The organism is Parasphingorhabdus cellanae (genome assembly GCF_017498565.1).
GTDB classification, from domain to species: Bacteria; Pseudomonadota; Alphaproteobacteria; order Sphingomonadales; family Sphingomonadaceae; genus Parasphingorhabdus; species Parasphingorhabdus cellanae.
Genome location: NZ_CP071794.1, coordinates 162,924 through 184,808, shown reverse-complemented (window position 1 = coordinate 184,808; position 21,885 = coordinate 162,924). Strand labels below are relative to the sequence as shown.

24 protein-coding genes are annotated in these 21,885 nt (G+C 50.5%); 14 read left to right on the top strand and 10 right to left on the bottom strand.

Annotated elements, in window-relative coordinates; genetic code table 11:
• Positions 1-60: 60 nt before the first annotated feature.
• On the bottom strand, positions 61-1,356 hold the full coding sequence (locus J4G78_RS00870) for a tetratricopeptide repeat protein (RefSeq protein WP_207988015.1): 1,296 nt from the start codon (positions 1,354-1,356) through the stop codon (positions 61-63).
• A 218-nt stretch (positions 1,357-1,574) separates the two neighbouring features.
• Between J4G78_RS00870 and J4G78_RS00865 the strand changes: the two genes are divergently transcribed.
• From J4G78_RS00865 to J4G78_RS00845, 5 genes are all read left to right on the top strand, one after another.
• Positions 1,575-2,333, top strand: coding sequence for a YaaA family protein (locus tag J4G78_RS00865; RefSeq protein ID WP_207988014.1), 759 nt, complete (start codon positions 1,575-1,577; stop codon positions 2,331-2,333).
• On the top strand, positions 2,330-3,034 hold the full coding sequence (locus J4G78_RS00860; protein ID WP_207988013.1) for an SDR family NAD(P)-dependent oxidoreductase: 705 nt from the start codon (positions 2,330-2,332) through the stop codon (positions 3,032-3,034). The genes J4G78_RS00865 and J4G78_RS00860 overlap by 4 nt, the downstream gene beginning before the upstream one ends.
• A 117-nt stretch (positions 3,035-3,151) precedes the next feature.
• Positions 3,152-5,899: a DNA gyrase subunit A gene (gene gyrA, locus J4G78_RS00855; RefSeq protein ID WP_207988012.1), complete on the top strand. Its 2,748-nt coding sequence runs from the start codon at positions 3,152-3,154 to the stop codon at positions 5,897-5,899.
• A complete protein-coding gene (locus J4G78_RS00850) occupies positions 5,896-6,432 on the top strand; it encodes a GNAT family N-acetyltransferase (protein ID WP_207988011.1) in 537 nt (178 codons plus the stop codon). The genes gyrA and J4G78_RS00850 overlap by 4 nt, the downstream gene beginning before the upstream one ends.
• Positions 6,433-6,470: 38 nt before the next feature.
• Entirely contained in the window at positions 6,471-7,310 is an 840-nt protein-coding gene (locus J4G78_RS00845; RefSeq protein WP_207988010.1) for a TauD/TfdA dioxygenase family protein, read from the top strand.
• 2 nt (positions 7,311-7,312) lie between these two features.
• Here J4G78_RS00845 and J4G78_RS00840 read toward each other — a convergent pair whose 3' ends face one another.
• Positions 7,313-7,978 (bottom strand): lysoplasmalogenase, encoded by a 666-nt coding sequence (locus tag J4G78_RS00840; RefSeq protein WP_207988009.1) that lies wholly within the window; start codon positions 7,976-7,978, stop codon positions 7,313-7,315.
• Between the two features lie 72 nt (positions 7,979-8,050).
• On the opposite strand from J4G78_RS00840, the gene trmFO reads away from it, so the two are divergent.
• Positions 8,051-9,400, top strand: coding sequence for a methylenetetrahydrofolate--tRNA-(uracil(54)-C(5))-methyltransferase (FADH(2)-oxidizing) TrmFO (trmFO, locus tag J4G78_RS00835; RefSeq protein ID WP_207988008.1), 1,350 nt, complete (start codon positions 8,051-8,053; stop codon positions 9,398-9,400).
• Here trmFO and J4G78_RS00830 read toward each other — a convergent pair.
• Positions 9,397-9,867, bottom strand: a complete 471-nt coding sequence (locus J4G78_RS00830) for an EF-hand domain-containing protein (protein WP_207988007.1) — start codon at positions 9,865-9,867, stop codon at positions 9,397-9,399. The genes trmFO and J4G78_RS00830 overlap by 4 nt on opposite strands.
• 37 nt (positions 9,868-9,904) lie before the next feature.
• Positions 9,905-10,576: a hypothetical protein gene (locus J4G78_RS00825; RefSeq protein WP_207988006.1), complete on the bottom strand. Its 672-nt coding sequence runs from the start codon at positions 10,574-10,576 to the stop codon at positions 9,905-9,907.
• A 154-nt stretch (positions 10,577-10,730) separates the two neighbouring features.
• On the opposite strand from J4G78_RS00825, the gene J4G78_RS00820 reads away from it, so the two are divergent.
• Genes J4G78_RS00820 through J4G78_RS00810 form a run of 3 tightly spaced genes read left to right on the top strand, consistent with a single transcriptional unit; the run spans position 10,731 to position 14,043 of the window.
• Positions 10,731-12,737 (top strand): TadE/TadG family type IV pilus assembly protein, encoded by a 2,007-nt coding sequence (locus tag J4G78_RS00820; protein WP_207988005.1) that lies wholly within the window; start codon positions 10,731-10,733, stop codon positions 12,735-12,737.
• A complete protein-coding gene (locus J4G78_RS00815; protein ID WP_207988004.1) occupies positions 12,737-13,330 on the top strand; it encodes a TadE/TadG family type IV pilus assembly protein in 594 nt (197 codons plus the stop codon). The genes J4G78_RS00820 and J4G78_RS00815 overlap by 1 nt, the downstream gene beginning before the upstream one ends.
• A gap of 5 nt (positions 13,331-13,335) precedes the next feature.
• Positions 13,336-14,043 (top strand): TadE/TadG family type IV pilus assembly protein, encoded by a 708-nt coding sequence (locus J4G78_RS00810; RefSeq protein WP_243457171.1) that lies wholly within the window; start codon positions 13,336-13,338, stop codon positions 14,041-14,043.
• 7 nt (positions 14,044-14,050) lie between these two features.
• On the opposite strand, the gene J4G78_RS00805 is transcribed toward J4G78_RS00810, so the two are convergent.
• The 4 genes from J4G78_RS00805 to eno form a co-directional block, all read right to left on the bottom strand.
• On the bottom strand, positions 14,051-15,445 hold the full coding sequence (locus J4G78_RS00805; protein WP_207988003.1) for a pyruvate dehydrogenase complex E1 component subunit beta: 1,395 nt from the start codon (positions 15,443-15,445) through the stop codon (positions 14,051-14,053).
• Positions 15,445-16,434, bottom strand: a complete 990-nt coding sequence (gene pdhA, locus J4G78_RS00800; protein WP_243457348.1) for a pyruvate dehydrogenase (acetyl-transferring) E1 component subunit alpha — start codon at positions 16,432-16,434, stop codon at positions 15,445-15,447. The genes J4G78_RS00805 and pdhA overlap by 1 nt, the downstream gene beginning before the upstream one ends.
• Before the next feature lie 205 nt (positions 16,435-16,639).
• A complete protein-coding gene (locus tag J4G78_RS00795; protein ID WP_207988002.1) occupies positions 16,640-16,951 on the bottom strand; it encodes an FtsB family cell division protein in 312 nt (103 codons plus the stop codon).
• A gap of 88 nt (positions 16,952-17,039) precedes the next feature.
• On the bottom strand, positions 17,040-18,314 hold the full coding sequence (eno, locus tag J4G78_RS00790; RefSeq protein WP_207988001.1) for a phosphopyruvate hydratase: 1,275 nt from the start codon (positions 18,312-18,314) through the stop codon (positions 17,040-17,042).
• Between the two features lie 216 nt (positions 18,315-18,530).
• Between eno and J4G78_RS00785 the strand changes: the two genes are divergently transcribed.
• Genes J4G78_RS00785 through J4G78_RS00765 form a run of 5 tightly spaced genes read left to right on the top strand, consistent with a single transcriptional unit; the run spans position 18,531 to position 20,660 of the window.
• The gene (locus tag J4G78_RS00785) at positions 18,531-19,088 is read left to right on the top strand and encodes a hypothetical protein (protein WP_207988000.1); all 558 of its coding nucleotides are present in this window, start codon (positions 18,531-18,533) and stop codon (positions 19,086-19,088) included.
• Between the two features lie 42 nt (positions 19,089-19,130).
• On the top strand, positions 19,131-19,544 hold the full coding sequence (locus J4G78_RS00780; protein ID WP_207987999.1) for a phage holin family protein: 414 nt from the start codon (positions 19,131-19,133) through the stop codon (positions 19,542-19,544).
• Positions 19,541-19,867 carry a hypothetical protein gene (locus tag J4G78_RS00775; protein ID WP_207987998.1) on the top strand — a complete coding sequence of 109 codons (327 nt, stop codon included), beginning with the start codon at positions 19,541-19,543 and terminating at the stop codon, positions 19,865-19,867. The genes J4G78_RS00780 and J4G78_RS00775 overlap by 4 nt, the downstream gene beginning before the upstream one ends.
• A gap of 3 nt (positions 19,868-19,870) precedes the next feature.
• A complete protein-coding gene (locus tag J4G78_RS00770) occupies positions 19,871-20,407 on the top strand; it encodes a hypothetical protein (protein ID WP_207987997.1) in 537 nt (178 codons plus the stop codon).
• A gap of 19 nt (positions 20,408-20,426) precedes the next feature.
• A complete protein-coding gene (locus J4G78_RS00765) occupies positions 20,427-20,660 on the top strand; it encodes a DUF4170 domain-containing protein (protein ID WP_207987996.1) in 234 nt (77 codons plus the stop codon).
• Positions 20,661-20,669: 9 nt separating this feature from the next.
• On the opposite strand, the gene J4G78_RS00760 is transcribed toward J4G78_RS00765, so the two are convergent.
• The gene (locus J4G78_RS00760) at positions 20,670-21,311 is read right to left on the bottom strand and encodes a rhomboid family intramembrane serine protease (protein ID WP_207987995.1); all 642 of its coding nucleotides are present in this window, start codon (positions 21,309-21,311) and stop codon (positions 20,670-20,672) included.
• A 6-nt stretch (positions 21,312-21,317) separates the two neighbouring features.
• A complete protein-coding gene (gene greA, locus J4G78_RS00755) occupies positions 21,318-21,791 on the bottom strand; it encodes a transcription elongation factor GreA (RefSeq protein WP_207987994.1) in 474 nt (157 codons plus the stop codon).
• Between the last annotated feature and the right edge of the window lie 94 nt (positions 21,792-21,885).

The window sequence follows — 21,885 nt, the reverse complement described above, 5'->3', positions numbered from 1 at the left end:
ATCACTGCAGCACAAAAAAGGGCGCCTGAAGCGCCCTTTTTCGAAGTTTAACAACCCGCCTTAGCTTGCGGTTGGAGCAGGTTCCGGTGTGGCCGTTCCGGCGGCTTTTTGATCAATCCACAAAGACCAGAAATTGGCGATACTTTTTCGTGAACCAGTAACACTGGAGAAAGCCTGTTTCGCATCGTCCCAGTTGCTTTGGCCGACTTGCGCAATACCCAGACCCATTTGTGCGCGCGCTGTATCTACGCCGCCCTTGCTAATCGCTGACTGATATAGAGCAGCTGCTTTGGCATAATCTCCATAGCCCAACAGAGCATCTGCCGTCGCCAATGCTATCTTGCCGTTGGCCGACTTGTTGGCATCACGTTCTGAGGCGCCTAGACTAGCTTTATCTGCAGCAACCGAGCCACGCGCAGCAGCTAGTGTTTCTGTTACATAGCTACTGGATGATGGAACATCGCCTTTGGCAAGCCCTTCCTCCAAAAGTGAAACTACTTCACCAGGCAATCTCCGCGGATCAGCAGCGTCAGCATATTCAAAATAATCCCTTTCACTCTCCATGGCATCGGCTTTGCGCATCAACCGCATGAGTTCGAGGTTTTCTTGGTTCGATAATTTCGGGTTAGCTGAATCCCGATAAACCGAAAGCGCAGCGCGCCAGTTTTCACCTGTTGGATAGGCTTCCACCAGTTTATAAGTCCAATTGCCGGCTGCGCCATTGACATTATTTTTCATCGCAATCCCGGCGCCGCGACGATACCAGTCTTCAGGCGCTTTGGCGCCACTAGCTTTTTCAGCTTCAAGTGCGCGCTCTAGAGCAGCCAATCCTTCTTGGTTCTTATTCTCTTTGAAATAAGCTTCGGCTATCAAAGCACCGATATTATTCTGTCGATAACCCGCATCAAATGCCTGTTGGAGCCTCTGTTGCGCTTCGGCGTAACGACCGCCTGAATATGCAAAATTGCCAGAGAAGAAAAGGAAAGACGGCAATTGCTCTGCAGAGGTTTTACCACTGTCGATCGAAGCGTTAATGCCCTTCTCTTGCAATGCGGTGTCTTTAAGGCTTGACCCAAGCTGAATGGCCAGCTGACCAGCGATAAACTTGTCATCGGCTTCTAAAGGCTGCGCCAACAAAGATTCCACAAGCGGCTTAGCTGTCGCCGGCGTTTCGCCTCCCATCGCTTCTTGGATAGCCGCGACTTGCGGCCGAATTTCTTTGCTTATCTTAATTTCTGCTTCTTTGCTTTTTTTCTTTTTCTTCTGGGCGTGCGCCTCTTGCGGTAAAGCTGAAATGGCTAATGTTCCAGCGGTAGCCAGAGCAACAGCCATAGAAAAATGAGATAGAAAACGCATAAAATTCCTCCGAATAAAAACTTTGTTGTTACCGAACCAACGTAAGGGCCCCGAATATGGTTGCACCATAAACTGTCTTGGCATTAATACCAAGTTTCACATGCTTTTATAGGGTGAATCCGCTGAATAGATGTTGAACGGAGACGCCTGTAATCGCATCTGTGTGTCGATAAATTGTATAAGGGTGTAAATTCCCGATATTGTGAGGTTAACTTTCTGTGATTGCCATTATTTCTCCCGCCAAGTCGTTGGATTTCGACAGCGCTCTTCCCGATCATCAAACTACCAAAATCCGGTTTCCTAAAGAAACGGCGCGATTGGCTGTAGCTATCTCTAACCTCTCTAAAAAGAAGCTCAAATCAATCATGCCAGTCTCCGACAACCTGATTGATCTTAACCGGGGACGTTACAGCCAGTTTTTCGACCAACCCGAGCGTTCCGCCATCTTCGCGTATAGCGGTGATGTTTACACTGGATTTGAGGCGCAAAGCCTGAGCAAAGAAGGATTGGACTTTGCACAGGGACATTTGCGAATATTGTCGGGGCTCTATGGCCTGCTGCGCCCATTTGACCCAATTAGGCCGCATCGCCTTGAAATGGGTACCAAATGGGCCCCGCGATACAAAAAATTGACCGACTTCTGGAAAGATAAAATCGCTTCGGAACTTGCCAATGACCTAGACGAAACTAGTGAGCGTATAATCGTCAACCTGGCAAGCAACGAATATTGGGCAGCGGTAAAACCGCATGTTGATAAATTAAATGCTCGGATTATCGAAGTCGATTTCCGCAAAGATGGGCCCGACGGTCCCAAATTCATAAGCTTTGAAGCCAAACGCGCCCGCGGCATGATGGCCCGCTATATCTGCGAAAATCATTTACAAGATGCAGAAGCTCTTAAAGGTTTTGATAGCGACGGATATCAATTTGACACTGAAAATAGCACTGATGAGAGCCTGCGCTTTGTACGTTCATGAGCAATAAGACTGCAATTATCGTCGGTGCTTCTGGAGGCATTGGTCGCTCAATGGCTGATGTGCTGGAACAAGAGGAGGAATTCTCCCAAGTCATCCGGTTGTCACGTCGCCCTGAAAGTCCGACCACAGTTGACCTCAAATCAGAGGAATCGATCGCCTCCGCTGCCCGTTGGCTTAAAGATCAGGATATCAAGCCTGACATGGTCTTTGTTGCTACAGGATTGCTTCATAGAGGACAAAAAGGCCCCGAAAAAAGCATGCGGGAGCTTGATACGGACTGGATGCTGGAAAACTATCAGATCAACGCCATTGGCCCTGCTCTGATCGCAAAACACTTTCTGCCGCTTATGCCCAAAGACCAGATTATTAGGTTTGCAGCTATTTCTGCTCGCGTCGGTAGTATTTCGGACAACCGGCTTGGTGGATGGTACGGTTATCGCGCAGCCAAAGCGGGGCTCAATATGATTATCCGCAACCTCTCGATCGAATGGGCACGCAAGAACAAACGCAGCATTATTGTCGCGCTCCACCCCGGCACCGTCGATACCGGGCTCAGTGAGCCGTTTCAGAGCAATGTGCCTCCTGGTAAATTGTTTGATCCTGAACGGGCTGCATTGCAGCTATTGGATGTTCTGGACGGTCTAAAACCTGCCGACAGTGGGAAGATTTTTGCCTGGGACGGCGAGGAAATCAAACCTTAAAATCTGCCGCCGTCTTTTATTGTAAATTCGGCCCGAAAAGCTGGCTTTTTCAAGCCGCCTCCATTACAAGAATCACAATCAAAAAACTCGGCAAAAACCAAATAAAAAGGCCTGTTTGTGAACGAACAAACCACTGCACCAGAACCATCTGATATTGAACCGATTGATATCGTCGATGAAATGAAATCGAGCTACATGGATTACGCCATGTCGGTCATTGTCAGCCGCGCGTTGCCTGACGTTCGGGACGGCCTGAAACCAGTTCATCGGCGGATTTTATTTTCGTCCCAAGAAGGCGGCTTTGTCGCCGGACGGCCTTATCGCAAATGCGCCAAAATCGTCGGCGATGTTATGGGCAATTATCACCCCCACGGCGATAGTGCGATTTACATGGCGCTGGCCCGGATGACACAAGACTGGTCGATGCGAGTACCGCTGATCGATGGCCAGGGTAATTTTGGCTCAATGGACCCGGATATGCCGGCATCCATGCGGTATACAGAGGCGCGGCTCAACAAAGTTGCGAACAGTCTGCTCAACGATCTCGACAAAGACACGGTAAATTTTGTTGATAACTATGACGGTAGCCGCAAGGAACCTTCGGTTTTACCTGCCCGCTTCCCCAACCTGCTTGTTAATGGCGCAGGTGGTATTGCGGTCGGCATGGCGACCAACATTCCGCCACATAATCTCGGCGAAGTGATCACTGCCTGTCTTGCTTATATGGACAATTCAGCGATTACAGTAGATGAATTGATTGACATCATCCCGGGCCCTGATTTCCCCACAGCACCACTCATTTTAGGCCAATCTGGCGCTAAATCCGCTTATAGAGAAGGTCGGGGTTCGATAATGATGCGCGCGCGCCATGAAATTGAGGAAGGCCGTGGCGATAAGCGCTCCATTGTCCTGACATCCATTCCTTTTCAGGTTGGTAAATCAGGCCTAGTGGAAAAAATTGCGGAAGCAGCAAAAGACAAGCGGATTGAAGGTGTTTCCGATATCCGGGACGAATCAAGCCGGGCCGGTGTTCGTGTGGTTATCGATCTGAAGCGTGATGCGACGACTGACGTTGTATTGAACCAGATTTGGCGCTTCACCCCTGCTCAATCGAGTTTTCCAGCCAACATGCTGGCCATCCGAGGCGGACGGCCTGAAGTGCTCAACCTGCGCGATATTATCGAAGCATTTGTCAAATTCCGTGAAGAAGTCATTACCCGGCGGACAAAATTTGAACTAAACAAAGCCCGCGAACGCGCGCATGTCTTGCTTGGATTGGTCGTAGCGGTCACTAATATGGATGAAGTGGTGCGCATCATCCGCGGATCATCGACACCAGTGGAAGCGCGTGAATCCTTGCTCGCACGTGAATGGCCGATTGCCGAAATTGCTGGCTATATCAAACTGGTCGAAGCCATCGAAACTGAGGTTGAAGGCGATATTTACAAGCTTTCCGCCATTCAGGTGAAGGCGATACTGGATCTGCGTCTACAGAAATTAACTGCTCTTGGCCGTGAAGAAATTGGCGATGAATTGAAAGATCTTGCAACTGCTATTGAAGAATATCTCTCAATATTGGCCGATCGCGTAAAACTCTATGCGGTGATGCGTGAGGAACTGGAAACGGTACGCGATGAATTTACGACACCGCGTGTCAGCGAAATTACCGCGGCCTGGGATGGCCTGGAAGATGAAGACCTGATGGAACGCGCCGAGATGGTCGTGACTGTAACCCATGGCGGCTATATCAAGCGAACACCACTCGATACTTTCCGCGCGCAGAGGCGCGGCGGCAAAGGCCGAGCCGGTATGGCGACCAAGGATGAGGACGCGATTACCGAATTGTTTGTCACATCGACACATACCCCGGTGCTGTTCTTCTCTACCCATGGCAAGGTTTACCGCCTGAAGGTCTGGAAACTGCCGGAAGGCGGGCCACAGACCAAAGGGCGACCGATGGTCAATCTATTGCCTTTGGCGGAGGGCGAAACAATTTCGACCGTTTTACCGCTGCCAGAAGACGAAGACGAATGGGGCAAATTGCATGTGATGTTTGCAACCGCCAAGGGCGGTGTCCGGCGCAACAGTATGGACAGCTTCACCAATGTGCCCTCGAACGGCAAATTTGCCATGAAATTTGATGAGGATAGCGATGATCACTTGATCGGTGTGGAATTGTTGACCGATGATGATGATGTACTGCTGGCGACAAAAAATGGCAAGGCAATCCGCTTTGCTGGTGATGCCGTGCGGTCTTTCCAGAGCCGCACATCGACCGGTGTCCGGGGGATTGCGCTGAAAGGCGATGATGAGGTGATCTCTCTTTCCGTATTGCGCGGATTCGAAGCCTCTACGGAAGAACGTGATCAATATCTCAAAGCCGCGCCCTGGAAAGAGAATGAAAACACTTCAGAACTGTCTCCGGAACGTCTTGCAGAATTTGCTGAAACCGAAGATTTTATCCTGACAGTTTGCGCTAATGGCTATGGGAAGCGCTCCAGCGCCTTTGAATATCGCCAGTCCGGTCGCGGTGGCCAAGGCATATTGAATATCGACAATATCAAACGTAACGGCACGGTTATCGCCAGTTTTGAAGCCAAAAATGAGGAACAGATCATGTTGGTCACTGATCAGGCCAAGCTGATCCGGATGAAAGTGGCGGATATGAGAGTGATTGGCCGCAATAGTTCCGGCGTTAAGCTATTTGATGTTTCGCCAGGTGAAACTGTGGTTGGCGCAGCCAAGATTGACGAAGAAGATGAGCCGGAGAACGAAGCGGAAGAACTGGTAGCCGAGGAGTTAATAGCTGATACTCCACCAGAAACTGCCGCAGAACCCGAAACCGGGGATGATCCTGAAACATGACCTCCAGCGCGCCGAGCTTTTTAGTTAAAGACGGCGCGCTGAGCTGGCCAGAAATCGCGGATATGCGGCAACGAATCTATCCGCCCGAAAAACTCATCAACACACCTATGCACGGCATAGAATGGTCACATGCACAGCGGCGCGTGTTGCTTTACGTTGAGCGTGAAGTCAGGGCTGTCGCGGGCATTCATGAACGTGAAGTTCTTTGTGACGGTCAAAAAACTGCGGTCGCAGGTATTGGCGGCGTCATGACCGAACCGGAATTTCAGGGCCAAGGCTATGGCAAGCTGGTCATGCTTCACCTTGTGGACATACTGCGAACTGAGGGTGAATGTGCGTTCGGCTTGCTGTTTTGCGAGGACCACAATGTCGCCTTTTATGATAAATTGGGATGGGTCTTGTTTGAAGGTGATCTCGTAGTTGAGCAACATGGAAAAACTGGCCCCTTTGCCTTCAGAAATACTATGGTGCTACCAGTAAACGAGCCAGCCAAAAGGACGGGCCATATCGATTTGTGCGGATTGCCATGGTGAAGTCTGGCCGCCTATTCTGGGACTAAGGAGAGGATCACATGCCCATCGTCGTCACACCTTCGGGGCAAGCCTGCGGGGCTGTCGTATCCGGAATTGATTTGTCTGAGCCTTTAAATGACGAAATAGTGGCAGAAATTCGTGCTAACTGGCTCAAACATCATGTGTTATCCTTTCCAAGACAAAACATGTCCGACGATGATCTGGAACGCTTCACGCTCTACTTTGGCGATTTTGGCCATGACCCCTTTTTCGATCCGATTCAGGGCCGTGAGCATATCGCTGCCATTCGCCGCGATGCCGATGAGACATCCCCGCTTTTTGCCGAAAACTGGCATAGCGACTGGAGTTTTCAGGAGTATCCGCCTGCTGGCACCTGTTTATTAGGTATCACGATACCACCAATCGGTGGTGACACTTTGTTTGCAAATCAACATGTTGCACTTGACGTCATGCCGTCAGATATGCGTGCAAAGCTAGAAGGGAAGATTGCGATTCATAGCGCTCGAATGGCCTATGCACCGGATGGAGCTTATGGTGAAAAGGATGAAGGACGCAGTATGGCCATTCGTCCGGACGAATCAGCACGGGAGACACAGCGTCATCCTCTTGTTCGGGCACATCCTGAAACCGGCAAGCTCGGCCTGTTCAGTTGTATGGGCTATATTATCGGGTTTGACGAAATGACCCAGACAGAAGCCTGGCCTTTATTGACTGAGCTTTATGCTTGGCAGAGCCGCGAGAAGTTCATCTATCGCCATAAATGGGAACCCGGCACATTGGTGATGTGGGACAACCGGTCGGTGTTGCATTGCGCCACCGGCGGTTATGAGGGCCATGACCGCTTGCTGCACCGAACAACTATTGCGGCCAGCGCTTGATATTACGGGTTCGAAATAGCCATTTCTTTGCGTAAAGTTCGCACCACTCCGGTCACGATCAGAAACTGTCCGACATAATAAAATGGCCATATCGTCCATTCAGGAATGGCAGAGTTCTCAAGAAATCCCATCTGGGCAAATATGAAAAGATCAGAAATGACGAACAGCAAAGCACCAATACCAACCCGATAGCGCGGAAAACTGCTGGTCCAAGCCATTGCCGCCATGACCGCAAGAAACAGGCTGTAAACTGCAAGCCCCAGCGCTTCGGAGCGATCAGAAGGTAAGGACCAAACGATAAACATCGTGATCGGCACCAGTAATATCGCGAATGCCTTTTGACTGAAAACGGTCTTCCCGCGCCGATGCCGGGCGTAAAGCCAAATCGCAATACAGTGCCCGACAATGAAGGCCCCTGCCCCAGCCATAAGGTTAAATTCGATCAGCATATCGCCCAAGGCGCCAAAGGCCATAACCGCTGCGATCAACTTGCCTTCAAAATTATGTGCTCGTCGCGTGGCGTAAACAGCTAGAAAACCGACCCCTGCGCCTTTCCAGAACATCAGGTACATGCCCGGAATATTACCGTCTTTCACAAAGAAGTAACTGATCCCGAACAACAGGCTGAGCAGTAAATAAGGCCGGGACTCGATAATCGCGCGTTTCATATTGACGGCCTATCATGCTCGCTCCCTCTCTGCCAGATTGACTTTTGTTCCGTCCGGCAACACAGAGACGCCATGACAGATGTACACATAATCGGCGGCGGGCTCGCCGGATCAGAAGCAGCATGGCAATTGGCAGAAGCGGGTATAAACGTACGCCTTTCCGAAATGCGCGGCAGCGGCGACATGACGCCTGCGCATCAGACGGACGGGTTGGCAGAACTAGTATGCTCCAACAGCTTCCGGTCCGATGATGCCGAGAAGAACGCGGTTGGCCTACTCCACGCCGAAATGCGCGACCTCGACTCGATAATCATGGGCGAAGGCGACAAACACCGTCTGCCTGCTGGTTCTGCACTAGCTGTGGATCGCGATCATTTCTCCAATGGTGTCACCAAGGTACTAAGCGAGCATCCGAACATTGAACTGGTCCGCGAACGGATTGATACGCTTCCCGACAGCGGCTTGACCATTGTTGCTACAGGTCCTCTCACCGCCATGACGCTGGCCGAAAGCATTGGCGCAGCGACTGGCGAAGATTCGCTAGCCTTTTTCGACGCGATTGCGCCGATTGTCCATAAAGACAGCATCAATATGGATATCGCGTGGATGCAATCACGTTGGGACAAAGTCGGACCCGAAGGTGATGGCAAGGATTATATCAACTGCCCAATGAATCGCGATCAATATGAAGCCTTCATCCAAGGTTTGCTTGACGGTGAAAAGACCGATTTCAAGGAATGGGAGAAAAATACCCCCTATTTTGAAGGTTGCATGCCCATTGAAGTCATGGCGTCACGTGGTCCTGAAACACTTCGGTTTGGGCCGATGAAACCGGTTGGCCTCACCAATCAACATACTGGCGAAAGTGCCTATGCGGTCGTGCAGCTGCGGCAGGATAATGCGCTGGGCACGCTATGGAACATGGTTGGTTTTCAAACCAAGCTGAAATATGGTGCCCAAGCAGACCTTCTTCGGTCGATACCCGGCCTTGAAGACGCAGAATTCGCGCGGATGGGCGGACTGCATCGCAATACTTTTATAAATGCACCTAAGTTGCTCGACCGAGAGATGCGCCTAAAGAAAGCACCACATATCCGCTTTGCTGGCCAAATTACTGGTTGCGAAGGTTATGTCGAAAGTGCTGCGGTGGGCCTGATGGTGGGGAGGATGGTAGCAGCAGAAATCAAAGGCGAATCGTTGCCCTATCCGCCACAGACAACGGCGTTCGGGGCTTTAATGTCCCACATTACTTGCGGCGCGGACGCGCAGGACTATCAACCTATGAACATCAACTTCGGGCTCTTTCCGCCTCTTGAACAACGTGTAAAAAAGAAAGAGCGCAAGGAAGCTTACACCGCACGTGCCCGCAGAGATTTCTCCGATTGGCAGCGGTTGCTGATCGGCCAACCGCAAGCTGCCTAGCATTTGCAGCGTCGAGCAGATGTTCGTTTTGGTCGCGTCGTACGGAACTCAGCACGCGTTAATTCGCCGTTGGCATCCTCGTCAGCTCCAGAAAAACGATCACTGGTTGTCGCGGCCCATTCTTCGAATGTCAGCAAGTTATTTCCGTCCTTATCCAGCGCTTTAAACGCTTTGGTGCGGCTACTCATCAACTCGAGCCGAGTGATAACCTCATCGCGATTGCGGTCATAGCGGTTAAATCTTCTTTCCTCCCGAGATGCTTTATAAGCTTTCGGCGGGCTCGGTGGCGGCGGACCTAATGTCGGCGCGGTTTCGTCGGCTTTTGGCAATGCCAGCGGTTCGATAACGTCTGGCGGTGGTGGAGCTTCCGGAATAACGACATCCTGCCCGTTCGCTCCCATCCACAGGAATAGTCCCGCAGTCATGAGCAACATCATGCTCGCCGCGCCAGCGACATACCGTTTCATGCGCCGTTCTGCCCCTACATCTTATTCGACTTTGGTGTTAACAGCCGGTAACGCCGTGCCAAATGATCTTACTAGCGACCCATGGCCGATAAAGGTCGGCTGCTAACGATCCTTTTGTTGCATCGCTTTGCGCTAATTTACAGAAAATTGAGAGCGGCCGTCCGCTACTGTCAAAACGAACAGATGACACTGATTCATAAATCCGTTGGCATTTTTCAAACGCCTGTTGGCGCATATCTGGATCGCTGCAATAGCGGGCCAAATCCCAAAGCGCCCAACCCTGCGCTCCCATCTTCTGATCATCAGCCATCATATTATTGGCGCCAAGCGCAAATTGAAAAGCACCCTCCCCACGCTTGACTGCATATTGGTTGAATTGCTGATCATTCCATGGAAAGTCATCCAATAGAAACTCCCAACCCTCCAAAAGGTCTATCAAAGGCAATAAATCGGTTCCTTGCTGCTCCGCTTCGGTAATCAATGCGACTAGCGGTTCGCCACTCGGACGGTCTTTGACAGGCTTGGTTAAAATATCGCGCCACCAGGTTAACCGCATTTGTCCAATCAATGTTTCAGAGGTGGAGCGGATAACCTGACCAAATCTCGAATCCAGTGCAAAAGCAATTGCATAGCGAGAACGATCTTGGCGTTTTGCATAGGCTAAAACCAATCGTTGCAACGGATCCAATTGTAAAAAGGCGTCATTCATCACGACGCCGTCGCCAGTTTCCTGTCGAAAATCAAGGTAAAGATCGCTTTAACCAAAGCCATTGGTCCGCCGCTAACCCTTTTCTCCCTATCAGACACGCTGAATTGAAATCCAATTGCGTGAAAATTTGACGCACAGATCAAAGGCCAGGGGCATGGTTACGAAGAACGAGATAAAATCGCAGAAGTCATTTTTGCAAAAATTGCGCTCGGATGCAGCCGGTAATACTCTTGCAATGGCAGCGGCAGCATTGTTCCCAATCATGGGCCTTGTCGGCGGCGGCGTTGATATGGGCCGCGCCTATATGGCGAAAGCCCGCCTGCAACAGGCTTGCGATGCTGGTGTTCTGGCTGGTCGGCGTAATATGACCCAAGATACCATGACGGCGGCAGATATCGCGGAAGCCCAGAAGTTTTTTGACTTTAACTTTCCTGAGGAATCCTTCGGTTCGACGAAGTTTGACGCGACCGTGATGGACAAAGACGGAACAGTCGCATCGGTGAACAAGCTCGTTTTCCAAGATGGCGCCGATGCGCGCGTGGTCGAGGGACAAGCCCAGACAACAATTAAAACGACGCTAATGCGGGTTTTCGGCTACGAGAACATGGTCATCAAAACCGATTGCTCTAGCCGTTTGGACGTTGGTAATGTCGACGTCATGATGGTGCTCGACGTTACTGGCTCCATGGGGAACAGTGTATCAGATGGTGGTTCCAGACTTGATGCTCTTAAAGTGGCGGTTGAAGATTTCTATGGTATTTTAGGGCCCGGAGGCGGAGCGACCGGTGAGCAAATTCGGTATGGCTTTGTTCCCTATTCCAGCACAGTCAATGTCGGAGAAATTCTTTATGATGCCAATCCGGACTGGCTAATTGGTGGTAACGTAAATGAACGCGCGACTTACCAAACTCGCCAAGCCGTATTTGAAGTCGAAGATAAAACTGCTCCGGGCTATTCCCTGGTAGAAAACGATTTTGTTGAGTCTTTGAATCAATTGGATGGCCCGGAATGTACCGATCGCTATGCTGAAAATTTGAATGTTGATACTTATTTTGTGCCCAATCCAGACGGCAACCCTGTGGCTATTTCCGAGACTAGAGCCGGAAACATAAAAACCGTGGTGACGGACAGATTCAGCTATCTAAGCTGGAACGGAAGCACAGATGCTCCACCAGCTGGCGCTACCGGCTCGGCAAATTGGCGGGTATGCGAACGCACCCGCACGAGATCGACGGAAGAAATCCCCATTGTTCAGGTAGATAAATGGGAGCCAGGCGCTCTCCGGATATCAGATTGGGTATATAATGAGTTGACGCATGACGTTTATGATTATGTGCGTTCAATCAAGTCTGGTAATCCAGCTGCTCAGAATCCTTCAGAAGGCGCAGAAGCTCTGGAACGTTGGGACGGTTGTATCGTCGAGCGCCAATCCGACAATAGTATAACCACGGCTACAACCACGATTCCGTCGGACGCATATGATTTACAGATAGATCTGTTGCCGACCAACGCGGTCACTAAATGGTCTCCGTTCTGGAGGAACTTGAAGTACGATCGATCAAGCAATCCGGCCACATCGGGATCGAAAATCGCGCTGAGCGGAGATTCGGCGGCTTGTCCAGCTCCAGCACGGAAGCTTCAGTCTTACACGACCTATGATGACGGTTCTACGAACGATCTGCAGAGCTATATCGATGGGTTGCAAGACGGCGGTTTCACCAACCACACCATCGGCATGATCTGGGGTGCTAGATTACTGTCAGCTGACGGCTTGTTCAAAACCGAGAACGAATCTGCGCCTAACGGCTTCAGTATTGGCCGCCATGTTGTGTTTATGACCGATGGATCGATGGTCATCCGACAGACTAACTATGGGGCCTATGGATTTCAGAAGCTCGATGACAGCATTGCAGCCGCAAATTCCGGCGATGGCACGCTGGAAGATCTCCAAGCCCATCGCTTCCAACTCATGTGTGCAGCCACCAGAGCAAAAGGCTGGACCATTTGGGTGGTGCAATTCGGTGTTACCAATGTCACCCCGAATATGCTGGCCTGCGCCAGTAGCCCCGGCAATGCTTCTGCAGCGACCGACAAAGCGTCCTTGCAAGCGGCATTCGCAAATATTGCACAGAAAATCGGCGGATTGAGGTTGTCGAACTAATGACCATAGAAACAAAAAACACTCGGCTGAGCCAGGACGAAAATGGCGCGACGCTTATGGAATTTGGCTTGATAGCTGGTCCATTGATAACACTTTTGCTGGGCATCATGGATATTGGCTATCAAGGCTATTTGGACACAATGTCCAAATCCATAATGCATCAAGTGGCTCGTCAAGCTTCTGTCGGTGGTAAATCGGTGACGGATATTGAGACAGAGGTAAAAGACGCTCTCGATCCACTATTGCTGAAGGATGCAACCGTAACGGTTTCCGTCAGAAGCTATTTCGATTTTACCAACATCGGGAAGCCTGAAAAATTGACGAAAGATCTCAATGGGGACGGCAATCTCGACAGTGGTGATTGCTATCTTGACGGTAACGGCAATGGTGTTTTCGATATCAATACAGGCCGCGGCGGAACCGGTGGACCTGATGATATCGTGAATTACGAAATCACTATTGATTCTCCGCGTGTCTTCCCACTGGCTGGATTATTCGGTGGCAGCAAAACGATGCGAAGCTACAACGCTACAGCCGTGCGGAACCAACCTTATGGTTCTCAGGTCCCTGACCCCGAATTGTGCGAGGCTTAAACAAAATGACGATATTGAAAAACTCTATCCTCAAAAAATTCTCCCCCGATAACCGTGCAACACGGTTCCTCAAAAAGCTGCACGAGGACAAAAGCGGCCTCGCTCTTATTGAGTTTGCTTTTACCGCTCCATTCATGTTGACCGTAGGTCTCACCGGAATGGAGACAGCCAATCTGGCCGTCGGACATCTGCAGGTCAGTCAAGTTGCCATGCTGGTCGCTGATAACGCATCACGGGTCCGAAATTCTATTGATGAAGCGGATATTCGTGAGATCTTTACGGGAGCCCATCTTACCGGCAGTAGTATCGACTTTTCGCCCAATGCAAGGATTATCCTTTCGAATCTTGAGCATAATGGGGAAACTGGCTCTGATGAAGGACAGTGGATACGTTGGCAAAGATGTTACGGCGGCAATACGTCATATACGTCAACCTATGGAAATGAGGGAGACGGAGAGAACGATTCTTCTCTATCCGCTGGTATTGGTCCAGTCGGCAAAAAAATATCGGCTACACCAGCATCAGCAGTTAATTTTGTTGAAGTCGTATATGATTACAAGCCACTGATATCTGACCGCTTTTTTGGCAATATCGTCATTCGGTACGAAAGTGCGTTCGTTGCCCGTGAACGCAACGACCACGCGATGAAGAATGCCAGCAACATTTCTGCTAGCGAAAGGTGGACGTGCAATCGTTACGCTGTGATCACTTGATCTAAACCTACCGGTAACAAACCTTTTTCGCAGCCGTGATAACCCTGTCACTGTCAATCAGTGCCGCTTTTTCCAGATTGGCAGCATAGGGTAGCGGAACATCTTCATTGGTCACCCGCGTAACAGGTGCATCAAGATCATCGAAGCCCTGCTCCATACAGACAGCAACAATCTCGCTGGCAATGGAACAAGTCGGCCAGCCCTCTTCCGCAACGACAATACGGTTGGTCTTTTTCAAGCTCGCCAAAACAGTCTCGGTATCGAGCGGTCGCAATGTGCGCAGATCGATAACTTCGGCATCGATTCCTTCGTCCGCTAGCTTATCTGCAGCTTCGAGCGCCAGTCCAACGCCGATCGAATAGCTCACGATCGTGACATCATTCCCCTCACGCATGATCCGCGCTTTCCCGATCGGAAGGGTATAATCGTCCATGTCCGGAATTTCAAAAGACCGGCCATAAAGTAGTTCATTTTCCAAAAATACTACGGGGTCAGGACATTGGATTGCCGCTTTCAGCAGGCCTTTGGAATCAGCCGCATCATAGGGCGCTATGACAATTAGACCTGGAACACTGGCATACCAAGGCCCGTAATTCTGGCTATGTTGCGCTCCCACACGGGATGCCGCGCCATTGGGACCACGAAATACAATCGGGCATCGCATTTGGCCTCCCGACATATAATTGGTTTTGGCCGCGGAATTGATAATATGATCAATCGCCTGCATCGCGAAGTTAAACGTCATGAATTCGACCACAGGCTTTAATCCGCCCATAGCTGCACCAGCACCAATACCGGCAAAACCATGCTCTGTGATCGGCGTATCGATGACCCGCTTTTCGCTAAATTCGTCGAGCAGGCCTTGTGTTACTTTATAAGCGCCTTGATATTCCGCGACCTCTTCACCCATGACAAAAACGCGGTCATCCTTGCGCATTTCCTCCGCCATGGCATCGCGGAGCGCTTCCCGGACGGTGATGGTGGTCATCGCTGTACCATCAGGAACAGCGGGGTCGTTGACGCGAGATATGGGGGCTGCTGGCGCTTCGTCCATAATCTCGGGTTTTGATTCCTCCGGTTCTTCGGATTTGTCTGCTTTTTCCTCTGGCGCCGGCGCTGATTTGGATATTTTATCGCCATTGTCGGAAGCAGCATCGTCGTCTTCACCAGTCATTTCCGCAATCACAGCACCAACCGCGACCCCATCCGTTCCCTCTGCAATGATGATTTTCGAAATCACGCCTTCATCAACCGCTTCAAATTCCATTGTCGCCTTATCGGTTTCAATCTCCGCCAATATGTCGCCAGAGCTAACTTCATCGCCCTCCTTAACGAGCCATTTGGCCAACGTGCCTTCTTCCATAGTGGGCGAAAGCGCCGGCATTTTGAGTTCGATTGCCATCAATATTGCTCCACCAAAACATCGGTATATAATTCGGACATTTCCGGTTCTGGTGACTCTTCGGCAAAATCAGCCGCCTCCATCACCGTTTTGCGAACCTTTTTGTCGAGGGCTTTCAAATCTTCCTCTTTGACACCCTGTTTTATCAGCATCGCTTTCAGGCGTTCAATCGGATCAGATTTTTCGCGTACATCCTGCACTTCATCGCGACTGCGATATTTTGCCGGGTCGGACATGGAATGACCACGATAGCGATAGGTCTTGAGTTCCATTAATACCGGTCCCTTACCGGCTCGTACATATTTCAGGGCTTCTTCAACCGCGCCGCGTACGGCCAGAACATCCATGCCATCGACCTGCACGCCGGGAATGCGGAAACTTTCGCCGCGCCGGTATAGTTGATCTTCGGAAGAGGAGCGATTGACACTCGTACCCATCGCATATTGGTTATTTTCAATTACGAAAATGACCGGCAATTTCCAAAGCTCGGCCATGTTGAAGCTCTCGTACACCTGTCCTTGATTGGAGGCACCATCGCCAAAATAGGCAAGGCAAACACCGCCATCTTCTTTATACTTGTGGCCGAAGGCTAGCCCCGTGCCGAGTGAAACTTGAGCCCCGACAATGCCATGACCTCCATAAAAGCCATGTTCGACAGAGAACATATGCATCGAGCCACCCTTGCCCTTCGAAATTCCGGAGGCGCGCCCCGTCAGCTCCGCCATGACAATATTGGGATCAATACCGCAAGCAAGCATATGACCATGGTCGCGATACCCGGTGATCACGCTGTCCTTACCAGGTTCGATTGCCGATTGCAGTCCGGTGACGACGGCTTCCTGACCGATGTAGAGGTGACAAAAACCGCCGATCAAACCCAATCCATAAAGCTGCCCTGCTTTTTCCTCAAAACGCCGAATAAGCAGCATCTGCTCATAAAATTCCATCAATTCGGACTTCTCAGCTTTATATGACGGTGTCTTAAGCACCGCCGTCCGACTGGCGGACTTTGCCGGAGCTTTTTTCGATGTAGCTTTTGCTGGTGCTTTTGATTTTGATGGGGCTTTCTGGGGAGTTTTTGCCACGCTTACGGTTTCCTGTATTTCAGATGCACAATACCATAAACAGATAGGGCTAGATTCCCAAGCCTAATACGTTGGAAAGCACACAAAAAATTGGATTGGGTTTTCAAGCCTATTTTAGCGGAACGATAATCTCATCAGGGTGGACAAAATTGCCTTCTTTCCTAAGCAATTCGCCAACCAAATCGGGATCCGCACCCTTTGGATCGAGCAACTTGACGCGGTTCTTTAGTGCATCGCGTTCTGATTCAAGCGCAGCGAGCTGAACATGTCGTTCTTGCAACGATGTACTATATTCACCCCAAGCTAAGATGCCAGTTGGCCCAAGAACAGCATAACCGGCAATGGCGAGCAGAGTCAGCAAAGCAAAGCCTGGCCCGAGCGCCGCCTTAATCAGTCCACCAATTTTCTCTTTCTTGGCCATATTCTCTCTTGAATCAGAATATTGATTCGCTGGCAAGCGTGTTAACACTTTTATCTGTTAACTCAGGCAATAAGCGGATGAGGCGACTTTATTGAAAGATTGACCGCCCGGCATAATCGGCAATGCTATCCAGTTCTTCTTCGATCCGGATCAGTTGGTTATATTTAGCAAGCCGGTCTGACCGCGCAAGGCTACCCGTTTTAATCTGACCGCAATTTGTCGCCACCGCGAGGTCAGCAATAGTCGCGTCTTCAGTTTCGCCGGAACGGTGCGACATGACCGCCGTGTAAGAGGCGTTGTGGGCCATACGCACCGCTTCCAACGTTTCCGATAACGTGCCAATCTGATTGACCTTCACCAACAAGCTATTGGCAAGACCGTCTTTAATGCCTTGGGACAGGCGTGCGGGGTTGGTGACGAACAAATCATCGCCAACCAATTGCACTGTGTCACCCACCGCATCAGTCAGCAGTTTCCAGCCTTCAAAATCATCCTCCGCCATGCCATCTTCGACCGACTTGATCGGATAGTCTTTGCAAAGCTCAGCAAGATAGTCTGACATTTCCGATGGCGACAAGACCTTGCCTTCACCTGAAATATGATATTGACCATCCTTGAAAAATTCGGTCGCTGCACAATCGAGCGCGAGTACAACTTCATCACCAGCCTTGAATCCAGCTTTCTCGATGGATGCCATGACAAAATCCAGCGCATCTCGGGTCGATCCCAAATTGGGCGCAAAGCCGCCTTCATCGCCCACCGCTGTGGCAAGTCCTTTTTCGGAAAGCCCCGCTTTCAAAGTATGGAAAATCTCCGACCCCCAACGCACCGCTTCTGATATACTATCGGCACCAACCGGCATGACCATAAATTCCTGAAAATCAATGGGGTTATCCGCATGCTCGCCTCCGTTGATGATGTTCATCATCGGCACCGGAAGCACGCGCGCCGAGACGCCTCCTACATAACGGTAGAGAGGGAGCCCGCGCGCATCTGCGGCTGCCTTGGCAGCGGCAAGACTAACACCAAGCAAAGCATTAGCACCCAAACGGCTTTTATTCTCGGTGCCATCCAGCGCAATCATGATGGCGTCGATTTCTTCCTGATCTTCAGCATCAACGCCGAGCAATGCCTCGCTAAGTTCGCCATTGACCGCTTCAATAGCTTTCAGGACGCCTTTGCCGAGATATTTGCTCTTGTCTCCGTCACGAAGCTCAACGGCTTCATAAGCGCCGGTCGATGCGCCCGATGGCACGGCTGCCCGGCCAAAACTGCCATCTTCCAGAAGAATATCAACTTCAACAGTCGGATTGCCCCGGCTATCCAAAATCTGGCGAGCGTGAAGATCTAATATGGCGGTCATTTTCTGGAACACTCCTGCGGAAGTTTGCGTATCGCAAAGCCCTTATCGATATGATAGGCTTGTGGCAATCGCCAGCTGTATATTAGATGGTGATAATGACGTAATATGCCCTTGAATCATAGGGATTAGACACCATTTGGTCTTAAGGGAAAGACTGTTCGGTATAGGTATCGATCATGTCAATTTGGCAAGGGCTTTGAGGAAGGGATTTTAAATATGGCCGTCGATCAGGAAAAGAAAACAGCAACGCGCAAAACACCTGCGAAAAAGGCGCCAGTGAAAAAAGCACCGGTTAAAAAGGCAGCCGCAAAAAAGACAACTGCTCGGAAACCGGCTGCTAAAAAAATCGCCACCAAAAAAACATCTGCCGCAAAACCGTCCGCTCCTTTGAAAGCCGGAGCGACTAAAGCCGCGGCATCAAATGCAAGTACGACGAATGATCTGAAAGATCGTGCAATTAACAAAGCCCGCTCAACAGCCAATGACGGCAAAGCGAAGGCCGGAGAAGCAATTGGTACATTGAGTGAGATGATCGAGAACAGCGCCAAAACTATCGATGAAAATGTTGGTGAAAAATATGGCGACTATGCCCGCTCTGCGGCTGATGCCGTTTCCTCCTTCGCAGAAAAAGTTAATTCCAAAGACGTCGATGTGATGGTTGAGGATGCCCGCGAGTTTGTCCGCAAAAAACCGGCAGTCGCAATTGGTGCTGCTGCAGTCGTCGGACTTCTCATTTCTCGTCTGATCAAGTCCGGAACAGATGATCGCACTTAGACCCGGTATAACGATTGCTGGTTGGATCATTGTGGATGATAGATGTTGGACGATAAAATTGTGGCCATAAAAGATCAGCCGTCACCTGATGAAGATGAAGTGTTGCCAGCTCATACCTCTGATTCTGACGATAAATCCATAACAGACCAAGTCGGTAATCTGGTAGATGACGTCCGCAAGTTGGCGGAAGCGGAACTGGAATATTATCGGACAAAATTATCCGTAAATATGGCAGCAACAAAGACTGTTTTGCTTCTGTTCAGCGTCGCAATCATAGTTGGAGCCACTGGCCTGGTGGCGCTGATATTGGGAATATTGCTAATATTGTCGCATTATTGGGGGCCTGTAGCTGCAACAGCCCTGTTGACGGGAAGCGCATTGCTTGTGACAACGGTACTACTGAACATGGCAATTAAAAGGGCGCGTAAACTACCTCTGGATGAAAATGACCCATGACCCAAAAAAATGATGATATATTCAAACTGCGCAATCTTGCGATAGAAAAAGAGCAAGCGCGAGAAAACGTGAAGAACGACATCTCCGAGACCAAAGAACGGTTACGTCCTTCCAACCTAATTCAGGAAGCGAAACATAAGGCGATGGAACGGGTTCAAAAAACTGGCGAAAGCGCATTGCAAGGCGTAAAAGATAATCCTGGAAAGGTTGCTACTGTTGCTGCTGCCGCAGCTTTGCTGGCATTGCGCAAACCGGTAACCAATTATCTTGCCAATCGTACTGCGGACAATGATGGCGCGAGAAATAACGACGCTGAGGAGTGAGCCATGAGTAAATTATCCGACAACATAGAAAAAGCCCGCGCAGCGTCTCGGGAACGTCTTGAACTAGCTAAAGAAAAGGCGGGCGAAGGCACAGGCATTGCTCTTGAAAAAATGTCCGAGAGTAAACAGCGTGCTGCAACCTTATTGGGTGACGGAAAAGTGAAAGCCGCCGAAGGCGTTGCCGCGACCAAAAAAATCGCCAAAACTGCCGCTAGCAAATCGGAAGAAACAATCACCAAAAACCCATTGGCTGTGGTCGCTGGTGGTTTGGCACTCGGCGCGCTGATCGGCGCCCTGTTACCCAAAAGCAAAACGGAAACCAAATATGTCGGCGGGGCTGGCAAAAAAATCAACAACTCAGCCAAAAAAGCCTATGGCGCGGCAAAGAAAGCCGGACAGGAGCAGATTGATAATCTTGGCCTGAGCAAAGACAGTGTTCAGGATCAAATTAAAGATCTGCTTGGCAAAGTCGCCGAAGCTGCTAAGAGCGCCGCCGAAGCCGCAAGCGATGCGGTTAAATCTGACAAATCAGGCAAATAATTAAAAGAACGGGGCACGTATGAGCGAGCGCAGCAAAATTCATCTGGTAATGGGCGGACGGGTCAAAGATCCACGCGGGCTGGATTATGAAAACCTTGATCAGGTCGATCTCGTTGGCGTTTATCCCAATTATGAAGAAGCGGAAGAAGCTTGGCGCTCCAATGCCCAACGCACTGTCGATGATGCCGAGATGAAATATGTCATCGTGCATCTACACAAAATACTCGAACCAGAACTGCCTGTCGAAGAGTGAAGTGAGCACCTAGGCGTTCTTAAAGCGCCATTGCAACAACGGCCGTGTCAAGACTAGACCGGCGACAAACCCACCAATATGGGCAAAAATTGCGATGCCGTTAAGGCTTCCACGCGTGGCGATGCCAATCATCACCTGGATGCCGATCCACGCCAGCGTCAACCATGCAATACGCACCACATGACCCGGGAAAGGCCCTACCGGCTTCACCTCATTGCGAGCGAATAATAACGCATAAGCGCCCAATATCGCAGAGATGGCGCCGCTGGCACCGACAACGGGAATGACCGACTGACTGTTAAATATAAATTCTGCGAGTGAAGCCGCATAAGCCCCCAGCACATAAAGAACCGCCATTAACTGCGGTCCGAGGGCCTGCTCAACAAAGCGTCCGCAAAATAACAACATCAGCATATTGAACGCAATGTGCATCAACCCGCCGTGCAGGAATGCCGAGGACATAGGCGTCAGCCATGCTGGCACCATTCCGCTTATGCTATCAAACTCGGGAAGTCCCTCGCCCAACCGGACTGGGAAAAACCCGCCACGCAGAATTGCATCCTGTTCCAGTCCAGAAATCCAAAGCAACAGGAAGACCACGACATTTGCGATGACCAGCCCGTTAGTTAGTTTTCCGTTCGGCAGGTTCATGTCAAATCAGATAAACTCGATTTTTTCCAGCAGATAATATTTGTCGCCCGATGGCACAGTGACTTCAATCTCTTCGCCGACGCTGCGGCCGATGAAGGCGCGGCCAATCGGGCTGTTATAGCTGATTTTGCCAACTTTTGCGTCTGCTTCAGCCTGACCGACAAGTTGATATTTCACGGGCTTATCATCTTCGTCCAGCAAGGTCAGCGTTGCGCCAAACACGGCTTTGTCGCCAGACAATGTTGTCGGATCAATGACCTGCGCGCGGCTAAGCTTGTCTTCTGTATCGGCAATAGTTGCTTCTACTTGACCCTGGCGCTCTTTTGCGGCGTGATATTCAGCGTTTTCCGACAGATCACCGTGCGCGCGCGCTTCCTCGATCGCATCAACGATACGCGGCCGCTCTTCTTTCAGCGCCTTCAGTTCGGCTTCCAGTTTTGCATGACCCTCAGCCAGCATCGGTACTTTTTCTACAGCCATTTTTTGGCCTTTCTTCGTCAATTCACAGCGATTTTTAGCACCACTGCGTCAAAAATAGGTTCCCGGCGCCCCTCCCTGTGAAGGCTCGCCCGCA

Excerpts from the sequence above, each read along its gene's own strand:
- J4G78_RS00870 (WP_207988015.1), bottom strand. The coding sequence starts at position 1,356 with ATGCGTTTTCTATCTCATTTTTCTATGGCTGTTGCTCTGGCTACCGCT.
- J4G78_RS00860 (WP_207988013.1), top strand. The coding sequence starts at position 2,330 with ATGAGCAATAAGACTGCAATTATCGTCGGTGCTTCTGGAGGCATTGGT.
- J4G78_RS00850 (WP_207988011.1), top strand. The coding sequence starts at position 5,896 with ATGACCTCCAGCGCGCCGAGCTTTTTAGTTAAAGACGGCGCGCTGAGC.
- J4G78_RS00845 (WP_207988010.1), top strand. The coding sequence starts at position 6,471 with ATGCCCATCGTCGTCACACCTTCGGGGCAAGCCTGCGGGGCTGTCGTA.
- J4G78_RS00840 (WP_207988009.1), bottom strand. The coding sequence starts at position 7,978 with ATGAAACGCGCGATTATCGAGTCCCGGCCTTATTTACTGCTCAGCCTG.
- trmFO (WP_207988008.1), top strand. The coding sequence starts at position 8,051 with ATGACAGATGTACACATAATCGGCGGCGGGCTCGCCGGATCAGAAGCA.
- J4G78_RS00830 (WP_207988007.1), bottom strand. The coding sequence starts at position 9,867 with ATGAAACGGTATGTCGCTGGCGCGGCGAGCATGATGTTGCTCATGACT.
- J4G78_RS00825 (WP_207988006.1), bottom strand. The coding sequence starts at position 10,576 with ATGAATGACGCCTTTTTACAATTGGATCCGTTGCAACGATTGGTTTTA.
- J4G78_RS00820 (WP_207988005.1), top strand. The coding sequence starts at position 10,731 with ATGGTTACGAAGAACGAGATAAAATCGCAGAAGTCATTTTTGCAAAAA.
- J4G78_RS00815 (WP_207988004.1), top strand. The coding sequence starts at position 12,737 with ATGACCATAGAAACAAAAAACACTCGGCTGAGCCAGGACGAAAATGGC.
- J4G78_RS00810 (WP_243457171.1), top strand. The coding sequence starts at position 13,336 with ATGACGATATTGAAAAACTCTATCCTCAAAAAATTCTCCCCCGATAAC.
- J4G78_RS00805 (WP_207988003.1), bottom strand. The coding sequence starts at position 15,445 with ATGGCAATCGAACTCAAAATGCCGGCGCTTTCGCCCACTATGGAAGAA.
- J4G78_RS00795 (WP_207988002.1), bottom strand. The coding sequence starts at position 16,951 with ATGGCCAAGAAAGAGAAAATTGGTGGACTGATTAAGGCGGCGCTCGGG.
- eno (WP_207988001.1), bottom strand. The coding sequence starts at position 18,314 with ATGACCGCCATATTAGATCTTCACGCTCGCCAGATTTTGGATAGCCGG.
- J4G78_RS00785 (WP_207988000.1), top strand. The coding sequence starts at position 18,531 with ATGGCCGTCGATCAGGAAAAGAAAACAGCAACGCGCAAAACACCTGCG.
- J4G78_RS00780 (WP_207987999.1), top strand. The coding sequence starts at position 19,131 with ATGTTGGACGATAAAATTGTGGCCATAAAAGATCAGCCGTCACCTGAT.
- J4G78_RS00775 (WP_207987998.1), top strand. The coding sequence starts at position 19,541 with ATGACCCAAAAAAATGATGATATATTCAAACTGCGCAATCTTGCGATA.
- J4G78_RS00770 (WP_207987997.1), top strand. The coding sequence starts at position 19,871 with ATGAGTAAATTATCCGACAACATAGAAAAAGCCCGCGCAGCGTCTCGG.
- J4G78_RS00765 (WP_207987996.1), top strand. The coding sequence starts at position 20,427 with ATGAGCGAGCGCAGCAAAATTCATCTGGTAATGGGCGGACGGGTCAAA.
- J4G78_RS00760 (WP_207987995.1), bottom strand. The coding sequence starts at position 21,311 with ATGAACCTGCCGAACGGAAAACTAACTAACGGGCTGGTCATCGCAAAT.
- greA (WP_207987994.1), bottom strand. The coding sequence starts at position 21,791 with ATGGCTGTAGAAAAAGTACCGATGCTGGCTGAGGGTCATGCAAAACTG.